This window comes from Geodermatophilus sp. SYSU D00758 (assembly GCF_054049955.1).
Map to the genome: position 1 here is coordinate 99,808 of NZ_JBJGYK010000017.1, position 17,118 is coordinate 116,925.

The following is a 17,118-nucleotide window of genomic DNA, read 5'->3' on the forward strand; positions in this document are numbered from 1 at the left end:
TGGAGCCGTGCCCGAGCCCGACGTGCCCACCCCCGCGACCACCGCGGGCGGCGAGCCCTGGGTCGCGCCGACCTGGGAGCAGGTGGTCCGCGACCACTCCGCCCGGGTCTACCGGCTGGCCTACCGCCTCTCCGGCAACGCCCAGGACGCCGAGGACCTCACGCAGGAGACCTTCGTCCGGGTGTTCCGGTCGCTGGCCGACTTCTCGCCCGGGACGTTCGAGGGCTGGCTGCACCGCATCACCACCAACCTGTTCCTCGACATGGTCCGCCGCCGGCAGCGCATCCGCTTCGACGCGCTGCCGGAGGACACCGAGCGGCTGCCCGGCACGGCGCCCAGCCCGGAGCAGGTCTACGCCGACACCCACCTCGACCCGCAGGTGCAGGCGGCGCTCGACGCCCTCTCCCCGGAGTTCCGCGTCGCCGTCGTCCTCTGCGACATCGAGGGCCTGACCTACGAGGAGATCGCGGCCACGCTCGGCATCAAGCTGGGCACCGTGCGCAGCCGCATCCACCGCGGCCGCGTGCAGCTGCGGGAGGCGCTGGCCCACCTGGCCCCGCGTCGGCCGCCGGTCCCGGAGGGGAGTGCGGGGTGAACATCCCCGAGAGCCACCTGGCGCAGGAGGCGATCACCGCCCTGGTCGACGGTGAGCTGTCGGGCGGCCCCGCCGCCCGGGCCGCCCGCCACCTCGGCGGCTGCGCCCAGTGCCGCATGGCCGTGGAGGCGCAGCGCGAGGCCAAGGAGACGCTGCACCGGGCCTCCGACGTCTGCATCCCCGGCGACCTGCTGAGCCGGCTGCAGGCGATCCCGTTCACCGCGGACGTCCCCGGGTCCGGCGGCGGCTCGCTGAGCGCGGGCCCCGGGCAGCTCACCGTCTCCGGCGCGTCGGGCTCCTGGTCGGTGCCCCTCGACGCCCGGCGGCCGGAGGAGCGCCCCGGGCAGGCCCGGTGGTTGCGCCGCGGGATGACCGGCGCCCTGGCCGGGCTCGGCCTCGGGGTGACCCTGATGGCGCTCAGCCTGCCGGCCGGCGGGGCGGGCGACGGGGGGACACCCCCGTCGGTGGCCCGGCCGTCCGGTGACCAGCGCAGCGAGATCGTGCCGCCGTTCGCCGCCCGGGTCGCCGGCAACGGCTCGGCCGCCCCCACCCCCGCCGCTGCCGCGGGCGGCACGCCCTGACCACCCCCACCGCCGGACCTCCCGGGGAGGACCCGCTGCCCGCCGACCCCGAGGACGAGCGCGACCCGCAGGACGGCGTCCCGGCGCCGGAGCAGGTCCCCGACGAGACCTTCGCCCGCCCCCGGGAGGGCGTGGGCGGCTTCGACCCGCCGCCGGGCGCGACCCGGCCCGTCGTGCTGCCCCGGGCCGCGCGGCCCGACGCCCCCCACCACGCAGCCTTCTCCCGCCCCGCGGCGGTCGACGGCAGTTTCGGCCGGGACCGTCCGCCGCCCCCGCCGCCGCCCGTGCCGGCCCCGCCGCCGGAGGCGGTCCTGCGGGCCTTCGCGCCGCCGCCGGGCGCCGCGCGGGGCCTCCAGGAGCCGCCGGGCGGCCGCCCGGGCCGCCGCCGCACGTCGGCCGGACCGTGGTGGAAGCCCGACGCCCGCACCGACCCCTGGCGTGATCCCCACGCCCCCGCCGGGCTCACCGGGCCGGCCGTGTTCGAGGACGACCTGGCCGAGCAGCCCGGGCCCGTGGTCGTCGACGCGCGCGGCCGCCGGCGGCTGCGCCTGCGTGACCTGTCGGTCCGGGTGTCCGCGCTCGCGCTGCTCGCAGTCCTCGTCGCCGGCGCCCTCGGCGGTGGGATCGGCTACCTGCTGACCCGCACCGCGGAGGAGACGCCGCTGCTCGCGCCGGGCACCCAGCTCAACGAGACCGACGAGGGCATCGCCCGCGAGCCCGGATCGGTCTCCGACATCGCCGCCCGGGTGACCCCCGCCGTCGTGTCGGTCGAGGTGCGCATCGGCCAGGCCGGCGCCACCGGTTCCGGCGTGGTGATCGACGGCGAGAACGGCTACATCGTGACCAACAACCACGTGGTCTCCGGCGCCGACGGCGTCGAGGGAGCGGAGATCCGCGCGGTGTTCGACGACGGCACCGGCTCGGCGGCGCGCATCGTCGGGCGCGACCCGGCCAGCGACCTCGCCGTCCTCAAGGTCGAGCGGCCCGGTCTGCTGACCGCCGCGCTCGGCAGCTCGGACTCCGTCGTGGTCGGCGACCCGGTGGTCGCCATCGGGTCGCCGCTCGGCCTGGCGAGCACGGTCACCAGCGGCATCGTGAGCGCCCTCGACCGGCCGGTGCGGCTGGCCGGGGAGGGCAGCGACACCAACGCCGTCATCAGCGCCGTGCAGACCGACGCGCCGATCAACCCCGGCAACTCCGGTGGCGCCCTGGTCAACGGCGCCGGCGAGGTCATCGGCATCAACACCGCCATCGCCTCGCTGGGCGGCGGCAGCGTGGGCCTCGGCTTCGCGATCCCGATCGACACCGTGCGCGACGTCTCCGAGCAGCTGATCAGCACCGGCCGCGCCGTGCACGCCTCGCTCGGCGTCAACGCCCGGTCGGTGACCGACGGCACCCGGGACGGCGCCCTGGTGGTCAACGTGGAGCCGGGCAGCGCGGCCGCGGAGGCCGGCATCCGCGAGCAGGACGTCATCATCGCCGTGGACGACCAGCCCGTCGGCAGCTCCGAGGAACTCGTCGTCGCCGTGGACTCCCGGGACCCGGGGGACACGGTGACCGTCGAGGTGGTCCGCAACGGGTCGTCGACCACCCTCGAGGCGACCCTCGACGCGGCGTGACCCGCCCCGCACCACCTCGGGGGCGGTGACCCGCAGCGGCGGGAGACCTACGCTGGGGGCGCGCGGCACCGGTCCGTGCGCCGGCAGGACGGGAGCGGGTGTGTTCGACTCGATCGGCTGGGGCGAGATCGTCGTCCTCGCGCTCGCCGCGCTGTTCATCTTCGGCCCCGAGCGGCTGCCCGACCTGGCCAAGGAGGCCGCCGCCGGGCTGAAGAAGGTGCGCACGGCGGTGACCGGCGTCCGGGCGCAGGTGGACGAGTCGCTGGGGGAGGACCTGGCCGGGCTGCGCGACCTCGACCTGCGCCAGTACCACCCGAAGACCTTCATCCGGACCCAGCTGCTCGCCGAGGACGACGCCCCGCCGGCTCGCCGCGGCAGCGCCACCGGCTCGGTCGGGCTGACCAAGACCGGCGGTGCGGTGGCCGCCCGGGACGCCGTCCGCACCCGCGACCACGCCACCCCGCCGCCGTTCGACGTCGACGCGACCTGATCCGCCGGTCCGCGCCGAGCGGGTCCGCCGGGCAGCTCCCGCCGGGGGCAGCGCCGTGGGAAGCCGCCCCGGGCCCGAGTGCAGAGGAAGCTTTTCCCGCGTTCGCGGCCTGCAGACGGGGGAAGAGCTTCCCATGCCGCGCCGGCGCGGGGTGCCGCGGCCGGTGCCGACCACGCCCCGGTACCACCCCCGACAGCACGAGAGGCCGGCCCCCGCGCGGGGACCGGCCTCTCGGCGTCTGCGCTCAGTGGCGGACCGGGGTCAGCCCCAGCGACATGCCCGACAGCCCGCGCTGGCGGACGGCGAGACCGTCGGCCACCGCGCTCAGCGCCTGCGCGGCCGGCGACTCCGGCTCGGCCAGGACGACGGGGGCGCCGGCGTCCCCGGCCTCGCGCACCCGGGTGTCCAGCGGGATCTGCCCCAGCAGCGGGACCCGGGCACCGAGGGTGCGGGTCAGCGCGTCGGAGACCGTCTGCCCGCCGCCGGACCCGAAGACCTCGACCCGGGAGCCGTCGGGCAGGTCCATCCAGCTCATGTTCTCGATGACCCCGACGACCTGCTGGTGCGTCTGGGTGGCGATCGCCCCGGCCCGCTCGGCGACCTCGGCGGCGGCCAGCTGCGGGGTGGTCACGACGAGGATCTCGGCGTTGGGCAGCAGCTGGGCGATCGAGATGGCGACGTCGCCGGTACCGGGCGGCAGGTCCAGCAGCAGGACGTCGAGGTCGCCCCACCACACGTCGGCGAGGAACTGCTGCAGCGCCCGGTGCAGCATCGGTCCGCGCCACACGACCGGGGTGTTGCCCGGGGTGAACATGCCGATCGAGATGACCTTCACGCCGAAGGCCTGCGGCGGCATGATCATGTTGTCGACCTGGGTCGGCTTGTCCTCGACGCCCAGCATGCGGGGCACCGAGTGGCCGTAGATGTCGGCGTCCACCACGCCCACGGACAGGCCCCGCTTGGCCAGCGCGGCGGCGAGGTTCACCGTGACGCTGGACTTGCCGACGCCGCCCTTCCCGGAGGCGACCGCGTAGACGCGGGTCAGCGAGCCGGGCTGGGCGAAGGGGATCACGGGGTCGGCGGCGTCCCCCCGGACGGTGCGGCGCAGCTCGGCGCGCTGCTCGTCGCTCATGACGTCCAGGCCCACCTGCACCGCGGTGACCCCGGGGACGTTGGAGACGGCCTCGGTGACCCGGTCGGTGATGGTCTGGCGCATCGGGCAGCCGGCGACGGTGAGGTAGACCTCGACCCGGACGGTGCCGTCGGCCTCGATCTGGACGTCCTTGACCATGCCCAGCTCGGGCAGCGGGCGGTTGATCTCCGGGTCCTGGACGGTCGCCAGCGCCGCGTTGACGGCGTCCAGCGCGGGGGTGCCGGTCAGCTGGTCGGGCATCGTTCTCGTCTGTCTCCTCCGTCGGGGGATCCGGGGGCGGACGGCCGCATCCGGGCCACGACCTGCCCACTCGGCCCACCGCCACTGTACGGCGGCCCCGGAGGGCACCGGCGGCCGCGGCCGTGAGGTACCCCTCACCCGGCCCTCACCGCGGCTGCCCGTCGTCCGGCTCGCGCAGCACCGGGATCACCGGCGCCCCCGGCAGCGGAACACCCGGGGAGGTGTCCTCGTCGAGCCGCTTGTCGAAGCGGACCTCGACCCGCTCGTACCCCTTGGTGCGCTGCGCGCGGGCCGCGCGGGTGTAGACCCGCTCGTCGCCGCGGGTGAGCTCGACGTCGTCGGTGAACGGGGTGAGCAGCGCCCGCGGCCACAGCCGGTCGACCCGCACCACGTTGACCTCCACGCACAGCACGACGGCGATCGCGGCCACGAACAGGAAGGCGATCAGGCCCAGGACGAGGGCGAAGACCCCGTTGGTCGCGCTGGAGTCGCGCACCACCCGGGTGACCAGGATGCCGCCGAAGGACTGCAGCAGCTGCCAGACGACCGCGGCGGCCAGGGCCCCCGGGGCGACGTCGCGGAACGACAGGTCGCGCGCGGTGGCCAGCCGGAAGGCCAGCACGAGGAACCCGGCGTTGACCAGCACCGAGACGCCGATCATGACGATCGGGAGGACGGTGCCCAGGTCGGCCCCGAAGACGGTCGCGTTGCCCGAGAAGGTCGACAGCGCCGTGGTGGCCAGCAGCGCCAGGCCCACCGTGCACAGCAGCAGCAGGCTGCGGCCCCGGGCGGCGAAGGGGTTGGGACGGCGGTTGCGCGGCACGGCCCACGCGGTGTTCATGGCGTTCTGCAGGGCCAGCCCCACGCCGAGGCCGCCGTACAGGGCGCCGGCGATGCCGATGGTGAGGCCCACCGCGCCGCCACCGAGCCGCTCCGGCTCCTCCAGCTGCGCGCCGATGACGGGGAACTGCGCCAGCGCGGTGTCGACGATGTCCGCCTGGAGGTCGGGGTCGCCGGCCAGGACGTACCCGAGCACCGTGGTGAGCAGCAGGAGCAGCGGGAACAGCGACAGCAGCGCGTAGTACGCCATCAGCGCCGCGAGGTAGATCCCCGTGTCGTCGAAGAACTTGTAGAGCACCGCCAGCGGGAAGCCCGCCCAGCGGTGGCGCCGCTGGAACCGGTCCAGCCGCTGCGTCAGCGTCATCAGCACCTCGTCTCGGCCGGCCGACCTTGTCCCCGTGCCCGCGCTCGGGGGAGGTCACACGGCCCGTCGGTGGCGTTCCCTAGGGTCGCCGGGTGACCACTGCGGAGCGTGCCGCGACCCTGCGCGACGCGATCGGCCTCGGGCTGGCGGTCGGTCTCTACGGCGCCGCCTTCGGGGCGGCGGCCGACGCGGCCGGGCTGTCCCCGTGGCAGGCCGTCGTCCTCTCGGCGGTCATGTTCACCGGCGCCTCGCAGTTCGCGCTGGTCGGCGTCCTGGGGGCCGGCGGGAGCGGTCCGGCCGCGATCGGCTCGGCCCTCCTGCTGGGCACCCGCAACACCCTCTACGGCGTGCGGCTGCTGCCGCTGCTGCGCCCCCGCGGGTTCCTCCGTCGCGCCGGCACCGCGCACTGGGTCATCGACGAGACCACCGCGCTCGCCGTCGCCGCCCCCGACCGCGGGCTGGCCCGGCTGGCCTTCCTGGCCGGCGGCGCCACGCTGTACCTGACCTGGAACGCCGCGACGCTGGCCGGCGTGCTGGGCGCCGCCGCGCTCGGCGAGACCGCGCGGGCCGCGCTCGACGCGGTCGTCCCGGCGGCGTTCCTGGCGCTGCTCTGGCCGCGGCTGCAGCGCGGCGCGCCCGAGGCCCCGGTGCAGCGCCGGGTGGCCGCGGGCGGGGCGGCGGTCGCGCTGCTGCTGACCCCGGTCGTGCCCCCGGGGGTCCAGGTCCTCGCCGCCGCGGTGGCGGTGCTGCTGGCGGGCCGGCCGCGCCCGGCCGGGGGGCGGGCGTGAGCGGCGGCGCGCTGTGGGTCGTGGTGGTCGCCGCCTCGGTCGGGTGCTACCTGCTCAAGCTGGCCGGGCTGTCGGTGCCGGCCGCGTGGGTGCAGCACCCGTGGGTGACCCGGGTGGTGGACTTCGTCCCGGCCGCGCTCCTGGCCGCGCTGGTCGCCGTGCAGGCGCTCACCGCCGGGGCGGCCCTCGTCGTCGACGGCCGGCTGGCCGGGCTCGCCGTGGCCGCGGTGGCGCTGGCCCTGCGCGCCCCGTTCGTCGTCGTCCTCCTGCTCGCGGGGGCGGCCGGCGCCCTGGTGCACGTGCTGACCGGCTGAGGTCGCCGACCGGTCGGGGTCAGCCGGCGGTCTCCTGCGCGGCGGCCTCCCGCTCGCGCTTCCTGCGCGCCTTGCGCTCCCGGCGCTCGGCCTCCTCCGCGGTCTCCTCGGTCAGCCGGCCGAGCTCGCCGCGGATGAAGTCGCGGGTGGCCAGCTCGCCGATCGCCACGCGCAGGGCGGCGAGCTCGCGGGCCAGGTACTCGGTGTCGGCCCGGGTCACCGCCGCCCGGGCGCGGTCCTCCTCGGCCTGCACCCGGTCGCGGTCGGCCTGGCGGTTCTGCGCCAGCAGGATCAGCGGGGCGGCGTAGGCGGCCTGGGTGGAGAACGCCAGGTTGAGCAGGATGAACGGGTACGGGTCCCACCGCAGCCGGACCGCGAAGACGTTGAGGGCGATCCAGACGATGACGAGCAGCGTCTGGACGGCGAGGTAGCGGCCGGTCCCCAGGAACCGGGCGATCCCCTCCGCGTAGCGGCCCACCGCGTCGGGGTCCAGCCGCAGGAAGCTGCCGAAGGTCCGCGCGCCGCGGGGGACGTCGAGCCGCCGGCCCTCAGCCACGGCGGGCCCGCTCGCGCCAGTCGTCGGGCAGGAGGTGGTCCAGCACGTCGTCGACGCTGACCGCGCCGACCAGCCGGCCCTGCGGGTCGACCACGGGGGCGGCGACCAGGTTGTAGGTGGCGAAGTAGCGGGTGACCTCGCCCAGCGGCGCCCCGGGGCGCAGCGGGTCCATGTCGTCGAGCACGCCGCTGACCAGGCTGGACGGCGGCTCGCGGAGCAGCCGCTGGATGTGCGCCAGGCCCAGGTAGCGCCCGGTGGGGGTGGCCGCGGGCGGGCGGCACACGTAGACCTGGCTGGCCAGGGCCGGGCTCAGCTCCGGCTGGCGCACCCGCGCCAGCGCCTCGGCGATCGTCGCGTCCGGGGTGAGGATCACCGGCTCGCTGGTCATGATGCCGCCGGCGGTGTCCTCGGAGTACTGCAGCAGCTGGCGCACCGGCTCGGCCTCGTCGGGCTCCATCAGCTCGAGCAGCCGGTTGCGGTCGACGTTGGACAGCTCGGCGAGCAGGTCGGCGGCGTCGTCGGGGTCCATGACCTCCAGGACGTCGGCGGCGCGGCCCTCGTTGAGCGTCCCCAGGATCGACAGCTGGTCGCCCTCGGGCAGTTCGCCGAGCACGTCGGCCAGCCGGTCGTCGTCCAGGGCCTCGGCCACCTCGTGCCGCCGCTTGACCGGCAGCTCCTGCAGCGCGTGGGCGAGGTCGGCGGCGTTGAGCTCGCGGTAGGTGGCGATGAGCGTCTCGGCGCCCTGCCCGGTCTCGGGCAGCGCCAGCCCGGTCACCTCGTCCCAGGCCAGCTGGTGCAGCTGGCCGCGGCGGCCGAGCCGGCCGGGCTCCTGCACGGCCAGCCGGGAGAGCAGCCAGTCACCGGTGCGGGTCTGCTCCATGCCCGCGTCGACGACGGTGGCCGGCCGCCCGGACTCGGCGATCCGCACCGACCGGTCGAGCAGCTCGCCGAGCACCAGCGTCTCCCCGGCGCGCTGCTCGAACCGCCGCAGGTTGAGGGTGCCGGAGGCCAGGACGACGGCCCCCGGGTCCAGGGTGGTCACCCGGCCCATCGGCACGAAGATGCGCCGGCGGGCGACCACCTCCACCACCAGGCCGAGGACCCGCGGCGGGGCGGTGCCCACGCGCAGGGCGACGACGACGTCCCGGGCCTTGCCGACGCGGTCGCCGTTGGGGTCGAACACCGGCAGCCCGGCGACGCGTGAGACGTACGCCCGGGTCACCGTGGTCACGGGGGACGAGGCTACCGTCGGGCCCCGTGACCGCCCCGGCATCCGCCTCCGCCGCCGCCGCGTGGGCGCTGCACCGGCCCGGCGGGCGGGAGCTCGGGGTCATGTCGCTGGCGGTGGTCGGCATCTCGCTGTCCGCGCCGCTGACGACGCTGCTGGCCGCACCGGTGCTGGCGCTGGCCTTCTGGCGCAACGCCGCGGGGGCCGCCGCGCTGCTGCCGGTGCTGCTGCTGCGCGAGCGGCGCGCGCCGGCCGGGCTGCGGGCGGCCGACCTGCGCACCTCCGCGGTGGCCGGGCTGTTCCTCGCCGCGCACTTCGCCGCGTGGCTGCCCAGCCTGTCGATGACCACGGTGGCCGCTTCCACCGCGCTTGTCACCACGACCCCGGTCTGGACCGCCCTGGTCGCCCGGGCCGGCGGGGTGCGCCTGCCGGCCGCGGTCTGGTGGGGGCTGGTGCTGGCCGTCGCGGGGGTGGTCCTCATCGCCGGCGTCGACGTCCGCGTGAGCCTGCGCGCCCTGGCCGGTGACGGGCTGGCGCTGCTGGGTGCGATCTGCGCCGCCGGCTACGTGCTGGCCGGTGCGCGGGCCCGGCAGCGGCTGTCCACGTCGGCCTACGCCGTCGTCTGCTACTCCACCTGCGCGGTGGTCGTGGCCGTCGCCGCGGCCGTGGTCGGCGCCCCGCTCGTCGGCTTCCCGGCCCGCGACTGGCTGCTCATCGCCGGCATCACCGTCTGCGCGCAGCTGTTCGGGCACACGCTGCTCAACCTGGTGCTCTCCGCCGTCGGCCCCACCGTGGTGAGCCTGGTCGTGCTGCTCGAGGTGCCCGGCGCGCTGCTGTTCGCCCTCGTGCTGCTGCAGCAGGTGCCGCCGCTGCTGGCGCTGCCGGGGGTGGCGCTGGTCGTGGCGGGGGTGGCCCTCGTGGTGCGTGCCGGGCGGCCCTCGACGCTGGTGGAACCGGCCACCTGAGCCGTCGCTACCCTCCGGTAACCCAACGTCGACGTCTCGCGGAGGCACCGTGGCCGAGCTCCGATCCCGCCGTTCCAACCTCGCCGTGCCGGGCAGCAACCCCCGGTTCCTGGAGAAGGCGAAGGAGCTGGGCGCCGACCAGGTGTTCCTCGACCTGGAGGACGCCTGCGCCCCGCTGGCCAAGCCCGGTGCGCGCAAGAACATCGTCGCGGCGCTCAACGAGGGCGGCTGGGGCGAGAAGATCCGCACCGTCCGGGTCAACGACTGGACGACGGAGTGGACCTACCGCGACGTCGTCGAGGTCGTCGAGGGCGCCGGCGCCGAGCTCGACTGCATCATGCTGCCCAAGGTCGCCGACGCCGCCCAGGTCGCGGCGCTGGACCTGCTGCTCACCCAGATCGAGAAGGCCAACGGCCTGGAGGTCGGGCGGATCGGCATCGAGGCGCAGATCGAGACCGCGCAGGGCCTGATCAACGTCAACGACATCGCCTTCGCCAGCCCGCGGATCGAGACGATCATCTTCGGCCCGGCCGACTTCATGGCCAGCATCAACATGAAGTCGCTGGTGGTTGGTGCGCTGCACCCGGACTACCCGGGCGACCCGTTCCACTACATCCTCATGCAGATCCTGATGGCCGCCCGCGCCCGTGGCGTGCAGGCCATCGACGGGCCGTTCCTCCAGGTGCGCGACGTGGACGCCTTCCGCGAGGTGGCCAAGCGCTCGGCGGTGCTGGGCTTCGACGGCAAGTGGGTGCTGCACCCGGGCCAGATCGACGCGGCCAACGAGATCTACGCGCCGTCCCAGGAGGACTACGACCACGCCGAGCTCATCCTCGACGCCTACGACTGGTACACCTCCGAGGCCGGCGGCAAGAAGGGCTCGGCCATGCTCGGCGACGAGATGATCGACGAGGCCAGCCGCAAGATGGCGCTGGTCATCGCGGGCAAGGGCCGGGCTGCCGGCATGAGCCGGACGTCGTCCTTCACCCCACCCGAGGCCTGAGGGGGGCCGTCACGGGGCGAAGGAGACCCCGGCCAGGGCGACGAGGGCGACGACCCACAGCACCACCAGCAGGACGACGAGGGCGCAGGCGATGCCCCCGACGACGATGCCGGCCAGGGCGAGACCGTCGCCCTCCTCGCCGGTCTGCCGGATCTGCCGCCGCGCCACGATGCCCAGCACCAGGCCCGCCGGCGCGAAGACGAAGGCCATGACCAGCGACAGGACGGCGAGGGTGTTCGTCGGGCGCCGGTAGGGCCCGGGGCCGTACGGGTACCCCGGCGGGACGCCGGACCCCGGCGGGGGTCCGTACGCGGGCACCTGCGCCCAGCCGGGCGGCGGGGTGCCGTGCCGTCGGTCGTCGTGGGTGCCCATGCCGTCCTCCCGTCGCCGGGCCGCCGGTCACCTGCCGACCGCGGCCGTGGGCAGCGCGGCCAGCCGGGCGGCGATGCCCCGGGCCGCCGTCGCGCCCGCCGCAGCATCCTCCGCGATCAGCACGGACACCACCGCGCCACGCCCCTGGGCGACGAGGTCCTGGGTCGTGCCGTCCTCGAGCTGCCACCGGGCCGCGACGACGGTGCCGGTCAGCCCGTCGAGGGGCGGGGGCTCGACCAGGGTGCGGTCGTCGGCCGGGCAGGACCGCAGCGCGTCGCGGAGCTCGGTGAGGGCCAGCTCCCCGGCCTCGGGCGAGTCGTAGGCGATCGCCTCCGAGGCCACCGCGGCCTGGCCGGCGGGATCCACCCCCACGACCGGGAACTTGGCCGTGCGCCGTGCCTCGGAGGCGAAGGGAACGCCGCAGATCCCGGCGAGGCTCGGGCTGCCCGCCAGGTCGCCGTCCGGCACGGGGTTGGCCTGCACCCGCCACCCCTCGGGCAGGTCGGAGGCGCGCAGGGCGACGGCGAGCGCCGCCTCCGCGGCCGTGCCGGCGGCCGCGGGGTCGGCCGCCGCCGCGGCCGACTGCTCGGCCCGCGCCGGGGCCGGTTCCCCCGTGCGGGTCGCGGCCGGTTCCCCGGCGCTCCCGGTGCAGCCGCCGAGCAGCCCGGTGGCGAGGACGGCAGCGGTGACGACGGCGGCGACGCGCGGGACCCCCACCGGCTCGACGGTAACCGCGCCGGGGGAGTGACGAGGGACACCGGGGGTCGGGCGGGGCGGTGGCCCATACTCACCGGTAACCACGGACAGAGCCGTCCCGAGGAGGCACCCCCATGGCCCGCCTGGCGCAGACCGCCGACCTGACCGACGTCCAGCAGGAGATCCTGGCGACCGTCCGCACGTTCGTGGACAAGGAGATCATCCCGCACGCCCAGGAGCTGGAGCACGCCGACGCCTACCCCCAGGAGATCGTCGACGGCCTCAAGGAACTGGGCATCTTCGGGCTCACCATCCCCGAGGAGTTCGGCGGGCTCGGCGAGTCGCTGCTGACCTACGCGCTGGCCGTGGAGGAGATCGCCCGGGGCTGGATGAGCGTCTCCGGCGTGATCAACACCCACTTCATCGTCGCCTACATGGTGATGCAGCACGGCACCCCGGAGCAGAAGGAGAGCCTGCTGCCGCGGATGGCCACCGGCGAGGTGCGCGGCGCCTTCTCGATGTCCGAGCCCGGGCTGGGCTCCGACGTCGCCGGCATCCGCACGAAGGCCACGCGGGACGGCGACGGCTACGTCATCGACGGGCAGAAGATGTGGCTCACCAACGGCGGGTCCTCGACCCTGGTCGCCGCGCTGGTGCGCACCGACGAGGGTGCCGAGAAGGCGCACCAGAACCTGACCACGTTCCTGGTCGAGAAGCCGGCCGGCTTCGGCGAGGTGCTCCCGGGGCTCACCGTCCCGGGCAAGATCGACAAGATGGGCTACAAGGGCGTGGACACCACGGAGCTGGTGTTCGACGGCTTCCGGATCGGCGCCGACGCGATCCTCGGCGGCACGCCCGGGCGGGGCTTCGCCCAGATGATGGACGGCGTCGAGGTCGGGCGGGTCAACGTGGCCGCCCGCGCCTGCGGCATCTCGATCCGCGCCTTCGAGCTGGCCGTCGCCTACGCCCAGCAGCGGGAGACCTTCGGCAAGCCGATCGCCCAGCACCAGGCCATCGCGTTCCAGCTGGCCGAGATGGCCACCAAGGTGGAGGCGGCGCACCTGATGATGGTCAACGCCGCCAAGCTCAAGGACGCCGGGGCGCGCAACGACGTCGAGGCCGGCATGGCCAAGCTGCTGGCCAGCGAGTACTGCGCCGAGGTCACCACGCAGGCCTTCCGCATCCACGGCGGGTACGGCTACTCGAAGGAGTACGAGATCGAGCGGCTGATGCGCGAGGCGCCGTTCCTGCTCATCGGCGAGGGCACCAGCGAGATCCAGAAGACGATCATCAGCCGCGGCCTGCTCAAGGAGTACGGCCTCAAGCGCTGAGGGAGGACCTCCTGCCTTGCTCCCGTGGCCGCGCGACCTGCACGGTCGGGGCCTCCCGCGGCCCGGGAGCCCCGACCGTGCAGATCGCGTGCCCGGGGGTCAGGAACCGTCGCCCGGGGCCGCCTCGAAGCGGACCTCGACGTCCTCGACCCCGAACGAGCCCGCCAGCCCGGTGAGCATGGCGCGCGTGTTGCCCTCCGCCCGCTCCAGCAGGTCGCTGGCGGCGGCGGCGCGGGCCAGCCGGCGCTCGGCCAGCCCGTACAGCTCGCCGTCGTCCCCGGGCCCGTCGCCGAGGGCATCGGCGGCGCGGTCGAGCACCCCGCGGTCCCGGTCGAGGACCCGGCTCTCCTCCGGGTCGATCCGCACCTCGCCGAGCTCCGGTGCGGGGAGGACGACGGTGGCCGAGCGGCCGTCGGGCGAGAGGGTCACCCGGTCGTCGTCCAGGCCCGAGAAGTCGACGGCGGCGTCGACGGTCCCGGTGGCGAGGAAGGAGACGCGCTCCCCGCTGATCGCCGAGGGCACCCACGGGGTGTCGACCTCGCGGTCGACGACGACCTGGAAGGTGCCCGCGGCGGCGTGGTACTCGGCGAGGTCCTCCAGGGCCAGCAGCAGCGGGGTGGTGTCGCGGTGGACGACCTGCTGCTCGAACGGGTCGCCGAAGCCGGGCAGCCAGTCGCGCACCTGAGCGGCGACGGGCACGAGCACGGCCAGGCCGATTCCGGCGGCGACGAGTCTGCGGCGGGATCGACGGGGCGGCGCGGCGGGGGGCGGCGTCGGGCGGTCCTGCAGGAGTGCGGGCATGCGCGACCTCTCGCGGAAAGGTGGGGGATGTGGTCTGCAGCACCCGGGACGCCTCCGTCATTCCCGGCGCGCCGACGGCGGGTCGCTCCGTCTTCCCGGGTTCCTACGCCTCGGTGGCCGGTGCCCTCAGAGGCGTAGGTCCCTGGGGGACGACGGCCCGGGGTCGCTGGGGACGGCCCGGGGTCCCTGGGGGACGACGGCCCGGCGGGAAGAGGGCGGCGGCCGGGGACCTTGCCGAGGGTCATGAGAGCTGTGGCAGTCACCGAGTTCGGCGGGCCCGAGGCCCTGCACGTCGTCGACGTCCCCGACGAGCCGCTGGGCCCGGGCCAGGTGCGCCTGCGCGTGCGCGCGGCGACGGTCAACCCGACCGACACGCACCTGCGCAGCGGGGCCTACGCCTCCCGGGACCCGGTGCAGGACTTCCCGTACGTGCCCGGCATGGACGCCGCCGGCGAGGTCGTGGAGGTCGGCCCGGGCACCGCGACCGACCTCGCGCCGGGCGACCGGGTGATGGCGGTCGTCGTCCCCACCGGCGCGCACGGCGCCTACCGGGAGGACCTCGTGCTGCCGGCCGCCTCCGTGGCCCGGGTACCCGACGGGGCCGACGACGTCGCGGCCTCGACCCTGCCGATGAACGGCCTGACCGCGCACCTGGCGCTCGAGGCGCTGGCGCTGCGGCCGGGGCAGGTCCTCGCGGTGACCGGCGCGGCCGGCGCGTTCGGCGGCTACGTCGTCCAGCTGGCCCGGCACGCGGGGCTGACCGTCGTCGCCGACGCCTCCGAGGCCGACGAGGAGCTGGTGCGGGAACTGGGCGCCCACCAGGTGGTGCGCCGCGGCCCGGACGTCGCCGGGCGGATCCGGGAGCTGCACCCCGACGGGGTGGACGGCCTGGCCGACGGGTCGGTGCAGGACGCGCAGGTGCTGCCCGCGGTGCGGGACGGCGGCGCGGTCGCCACCGTCCGCGGCTACCGCGGGGACGGTGCGCGCGACCTGCGGGTGACCCCGGTGCTGGTGCGCCGCGCCGCCGAGGACGCCGCCGCGCTGGAGCGGCTGCGCGCGCTGGCCGCGGCGGGCGTGCTCACCCTGCGGGTGGCGCGCACCTTCCCGGCGGAGCAGGGTGCCGAGGCGCACCGCGTGCTGGAGGCCGGCGGGGTCCGCGGCCGGCTGGTGCTCACCTTCTGATCCGCGGCGCGCCCCCGGTCGCGCCGGTCGCCCCCCGCCTGCCAGGGTGGGGGGCGACCCCCGGGCAGCGGTGCCCGGGCCGACGCGAGGAGCGGTCTGACATGGTGCACAGGGTCGTGGTCAGCTACGGGCAGCCCGAGGACCCGGGGGCCTTCGACGAGTACTACCGGGACACCCACGTGCCGCTGGCCGTGGAGATGCCCGGGCTGGTCCGCTTCACCGTCGGGCACGCGGCGGCGCTGGACCCCTCCCAGCAGGTGCCCTACCTGGTCGCCGAGCTGGACTTCGAGTCCGAGGAGGCGATGGGCAAGGCCTTCGCTTCCCCCGAGGGTCAGGCCGCGGCCGCCGACGTGGCCAACTTCGCCACCGGTGGGGCGACGATCGCGCACTTCGAGGTGCGCGAGCTGAACACCGGCCTGCCCTTCATGCCGTGACGGACGCACCCAACGGCGCGCAGGCCCTCATCCGCACGCTCGTCGGCGCCGGGGTGGACGTCTGCTTCGCCAACCCCGGCACCTCCGAGATGCACTTCGTCGCCGCCCTGGACGACGTCCCGGAGATGCGCGGCGTGCTCACCCTGTTCGAGGGCGTGGCCACCGGCGCGGCCGACGGCTACGCCCGCATGGCCGGCCGCCCGGCGGCCACGCTGCTGCACCTGGGCCCGGGCCTGGGCAACGCGCTGGCCAACCTGCACAACGCCCGGCGCGGGCGGGCCCCGCAGGTCGTCGTGGTCGGTGACCACGCGCGCGGGCACAAGCGGCTCGACGCGCCGCTGGAGTCCGACATCGACGCGCTGGCCGGGCCGGTGTCGGCCTGGGTGCGCCGGTCCCTGACGCCCGAGGACGTCGGCGCCGACGCCGCCGAGGCGGTGGCCGCGGCGGCCCGCGGTGGGGTGGCGACCCTGGTCCTGCCCGCCGACGTCTCGTGGGGGGAGGGCGCGTCGGTGGCCCCGCCCGTGCCGGCGCGGCCCGCGCCGCGGGTCGCCGACACCGTGGTCGCCGAGGTCGCCGACGTGCTCGGCCGCGGGGAGCCGACGGTGCTCCTCGTCGGCGGCGACGTGGTGGCGAGCGAGGAGGGTCTGCTGGCCGCCGGGCAGGTCGCCGCCGGCACCGGTTCCCGGCTGCTGGCGGAGACCTTCCCGGCGCGCATGGTCCGGGGCGCCGGCCTGCCCGACGTCGGTCGGCTGCCGTACCCGCCCGAGATGGCGATCGCCGCGCTGGCCGGCACCGCGCACCTGGTGCTGGCCGGGGCCGCGTCGCCGGTGCACTTCTTCGCCTACCCGGGCCTGCCCGGCACGCCGGTGCCCGACGGCTGCACGGTGCACGTGCTCGCCGAGCCGGGGGAGGACGGCGTGACCGCCCTGCAGGCCCTGGCCGCCGCGGTGGCGCCCGCGGCCGAGCCCGCGCTGCTCGAGGCCAGCCGCCCCGAGGTGCCCACCGGCGCGCTGACCCCGCGCTCGCTGGCGGCCGTCATCGGCGCGCTGCTGCCGGAGCGGGCGGTCGTGGTGGACGAGGCGCTCACCTCGGGCGTCGGGCTGGCCGAGCTGACCTCCGGGGCACCGCGGCACGACTGGCTCTCCCTCACCGGCGGGGCGATCGGCGACGGGCTCCCGATGGCGGTGGGCGCGGCGGTGGCCTGCCCCGACCGGCCGGTGCTGGCGGTCCAGGCCGACGGCAGCGCGATGTACACGCTGCAGGCGCTGTGGACGATGGCCCGCGAGCAGCTCGACGTCACCGTGGTCGTCTGCGACAACGGCTCCTACGCCATCCTCGAGCACGAGCTGGCGCGGGTCGGGGCCAGCGGCGGAGGTGAGCGCGCCGGCCGGCTGCTGGACCTCAGCGGCCCCGGGCTGGACTTCGTCGCGCTGGCCGGCGGCATGGGCGTGCCGGCCACCCGGGCCACGACCGCCGAGGAGCTGGCCGACCAGCTGCGGGCGGCGCTGGCCGAGCCCGGCCCGCACCTGGTCGACGCCGTCCTGCCCGGGCGGCACTGAGCGGGCG

The 17,118-nt window shown here is 76.1% G+C and carries 19 protein-coding genes; 12 read left to right on the plus strand and 7 right to left on the minus strand.

Annotation, left to right across the window (positions count from 1 at the left end):
* Positions 1-7: 7 nt before the first annotated feature.
* The 4 genes from sigE (at position 8) to ACI8AC_RS14475 (ending at position 3,285) form a co-directional block, all read left to right on the plus strand.
* A complete protein-coding gene (sigE, locus tag ACI8AC_RS14460) occupies positions 8-595 on the plus strand; it encodes an RNA polymerase sigma factor SigE (RefSeq protein ID WP_456898486.1) in 588 nt (195 codons plus the stop codon).
* Positions 592-1,176, plus strand: coding sequence for a zf-HC2 domain-containing protein (locus tag ACI8AC_RS14465; protein WP_456898487.1), 585 nt, complete (start codon positions 592-594; stop codon positions 1,174-1,176). Before sigE ends, ACI8AC_RS14465 begins: the two co-directional genes overlap by 4 nt.
* Before the next feature lie 131 nt (positions 1,177-1,307).
* Positions 1,308-2,795, plus strand: coding sequence for a S1C family serine protease (locus ACI8AC_RS14470; RefSeq protein ID WP_456898488.1), 1,488 nt, complete (start codon positions 1,308-1,310; stop codon positions 2,793-2,795).
* Between the two features lie 100 nt (positions 2,796-2,895).
* Positions 2,896-3,285, plus strand: a complete 390-nt coding sequence (locus tag ACI8AC_RS14475) for a twin-arginine translocase TatA/TatE family subunit (RefSeq protein WP_456898489.1) — start codon at positions 2,896-2,898, stop codon at positions 3,283-3,285.
* A gap of 244 nt (positions 3,286-3,529) precedes the next feature.
* Here ACI8AC_RS14475 and ACI8AC_RS14480 read toward each other — a convergent pair whose 3' ends face one another.
* Both ACI8AC_RS14480 and ACI8AC_RS14485 read right to left on the minus strand, forming a co-directional pair.
* Entirely contained in the window at positions 3,530-4,678 is a 1,149-nt protein-coding gene (locus ACI8AC_RS14480; RefSeq protein WP_456898490.1) for an Mrp/NBP35 family ATP-binding protein, read from the minus strand.
* A gap of 145 nt (positions 4,679-4,823) precedes the next feature.
* Complete coding sequence (locus ACI8AC_RS14485; RefSeq protein WP_456898491.1) at positions 4,824-5,882, minus strand: YihY/virulence factor BrkB family protein; 1,059 nt, start codon at positions 5,880-5,882, stop codon at positions 4,824-4,826.
* 92 nt (positions 5,883-5,974) lie between these two features.
* Here ACI8AC_RS14485 and ACI8AC_RS14490 point away from each other — a divergent pair, with 92 nt between their 5' ends.
* Together ACI8AC_RS14490 and ACI8AC_RS14495 are read left to right on the plus strand one after the other, a co-directional pair.
* Positions 5,975-6,670, plus strand: a complete 696-nt coding sequence (locus ACI8AC_RS14490; protein ID WP_456898492.1) for an AzlC family ABC transporter permease — start codon at positions 5,975-5,977, stop codon at positions 6,668-6,670.
* On the plus strand, positions 6,667-6,984 hold the full coding sequence (locus tag ACI8AC_RS14495) for an AzlD domain-containing protein (RefSeq protein ID WP_456898493.1): 318 nt from the start codon (positions 6,667-6,669) through the stop codon (positions 6,982-6,984). Before ACI8AC_RS14490 ends, ACI8AC_RS14495 begins: the two co-directional genes overlap by 4 nt.
* A 19-nt stretch (positions 6,985-7,003) precedes the next feature.
* Here the strand turns inward: ACI8AC_RS14495 and ACI8AC_RS14500 are convergent, their stop codons facing one another.
* Positions 7,004-7,540 carry a DUF1003 domain-containing protein gene (locus tag ACI8AC_RS14500; protein ID WP_456898494.1) on the minus strand — a complete coding sequence of 179 codons (537 nt, stop codon included), beginning with the start codon at positions 7,538-7,540 and terminating at the stop codon, positions 7,004-7,006.
* Entirely contained in the window at positions 7,533-8,771 is a 1,239-nt protein-coding gene (locus ACI8AC_RS14505; RefSeq protein ID WP_456898495.1) for a magnesium transporter MgtE N-terminal domain-containing protein, read from the minus strand. Before ACI8AC_RS14505 ends, ACI8AC_RS14500 begins: the two co-directional genes overlap by 8 nt.
* 26 nt (positions 8,772-8,797) lie before the next feature.
* Here ACI8AC_RS14505 and ACI8AC_RS14510 point away from each other — a divergent pair, with 26 nt between their 5' ends.
* Together ACI8AC_RS14510 and ACI8AC_RS14515 are read left to right on the plus strand one after the other, a co-directional pair.
* Positions 8,798-9,733 (plus strand): DMT family transporter, encoded by a 936-nt coding sequence (locus tag ACI8AC_RS14510; protein WP_456898496.1) that lies wholly within the window; start codon positions 8,798-8,800, stop codon positions 9,731-9,733.
* Between the two features lie 49 nt (positions 9,734-9,782).
* The gene (locus ACI8AC_RS14515; protein WP_456898497.1) at positions 9,783-10,736 is read left to right on the plus strand and encodes an HpcH/HpaI aldolase/citrate lyase family protein; all 954 of its coding nucleotides are present in this window, start codon (positions 9,783-9,785) and stop codon (positions 10,734-10,736) included.
* Positions 10,737-10,745: 9 nt separating this feature from the next.
* Here the strand turns inward: ACI8AC_RS14515 and ACI8AC_RS14520 are convergent, their stop codons facing one another.
* Complete coding sequence (locus tag ACI8AC_RS14520; protein ID WP_456898498.1) at positions 10,746-11,108, minus strand: DUF4190 domain-containing protein; 363 nt, start codon at positions 11,106-11,108, stop codon at positions 10,746-10,748.
* Positions 11,109-11,135: 27 nt separating this feature from the next.
* Positions 11,136-11,825, minus strand: coding sequence for a hypothetical protein (locus tag ACI8AC_RS14525; protein WP_456898499.1), 690 nt, complete (start codon positions 11,823-11,825; stop codon positions 11,136-11,138).
* Between the two features lie 113 nt (positions 11,826-11,938).
* On the opposite strand from ACI8AC_RS14525, the gene ACI8AC_RS14530 reads away from it, so the two are divergent.
* Positions 11,939-13,135: an acyl-CoA dehydrogenase family protein gene (locus ACI8AC_RS14530; RefSeq protein WP_456898500.1), complete on the plus strand. Its 1,197-nt coding sequence runs from the start codon at positions 11,939-11,941 to the stop codon at positions 13,133-13,135.
* Between the two features lie 99 nt (positions 13,136-13,234).
* Here ACI8AC_RS14530 and ACI8AC_RS14535 read toward each other — a convergent pair whose 3' ends face one another.
* Positions 13,235-13,840, minus strand: coding sequence for a DUF4230 domain-containing protein (locus ACI8AC_RS14535; protein WP_456898501.1), 606 nt, complete (start codon positions 13,838-13,840; stop codon positions 13,235-13,237).
* A gap of 339 nt (positions 13,841-14,179) precedes the next feature.
* On the opposite strand from ACI8AC_RS14535, the gene ACI8AC_RS14540 reads away from it, so the two are divergent.
* The 3 genes from ACI8AC_RS14540 to ACI8AC_RS14550 all read left to right on the plus strand — a co-directional run bounded on the left by ACI8AC_RS14540 (position 14,180) and on the right by ACI8AC_RS14550 (position 17,111).
* On the plus strand, positions 14,180-15,118 hold the full coding sequence (locus tag ACI8AC_RS14540; RefSeq protein ID WP_456898502.1) for a quinone oxidoreductase family protein: 939 nt from the start codon (positions 14,180-14,182) through the stop codon (positions 15,116-15,118).
* A 101-nt stretch (positions 15,119-15,219) separates the two neighbouring features.
* Positions 15,220-15,552 carry an EthD family reductase gene (locus ACI8AC_RS14545; RefSeq protein ID WP_456898503.1) on the plus strand — a complete coding sequence of 111 codons (333 nt, stop codon included), beginning with the start codon at positions 15,220-15,222 and terminating at the stop codon, positions 15,550-15,552.
* On the plus strand, positions 15,549-17,111 hold the full coding sequence (locus ACI8AC_RS14550; protein ID WP_456898504.1) for an acetolactate synthase large subunit: 1,563 nt from the start codon (positions 15,549-15,551) through the stop codon (positions 17,109-17,111). Before ACI8AC_RS14545 ends, ACI8AC_RS14550 begins: the two co-directional genes overlap by 4 nt.
* Positions 17,112-17,118: the final 7 nt, after the last annotated feature.

What these genes read in the sequence shown, in the direction of transcription:
- ACI8AC_RS14480 (WP_456898490.1), bottom strand. Translation starts at nt 4,678, where the DNA reads ATGCCCGACCAGCTGACCGGCACCCCCGCGCTGGACGCCGTCAACGCG.
- ACI8AC_RS14485 (WP_456898491.1), bottom strand. Translation starts at nt 5,882, where the DNA reads ATGACGCTGACGCAGCGGCTGGACCGGTTCCAGCGGCGCCACCGCTGG.
- ACI8AC_RS14520 (WP_456898498.1), bottom strand. Translation starts at nt 11,108, where the DNA reads ATGGGCACCCACGACGACCGACGGCACGGCACCCCGCCGCCCGGCTGG.
- ACI8AC_RS14530 (WP_456898500.1), top strand. Translation starts at nt 11,939, where the DNA reads ATGGCCCGCCTGGCGCAGACCGCCGACCTGACCGACGTCCAGCAGGAG.
- ACI8AC_RS14540 (WP_456898502.1), top strand. Translation starts at nt 14,180, where the DNA reads ATGAGAGCTGTGGCAGTCACCGAGTTCGGCGGGCCCGAGGCCCTGCAC.
- ACI8AC_RS14545 (WP_456898503.1), top strand. Translation starts at nt 15,220, where the DNA reads ATGGTGCACAGGGTCGTGGTCAGCTACGGGCAGCCCGAGGACCCGGGG.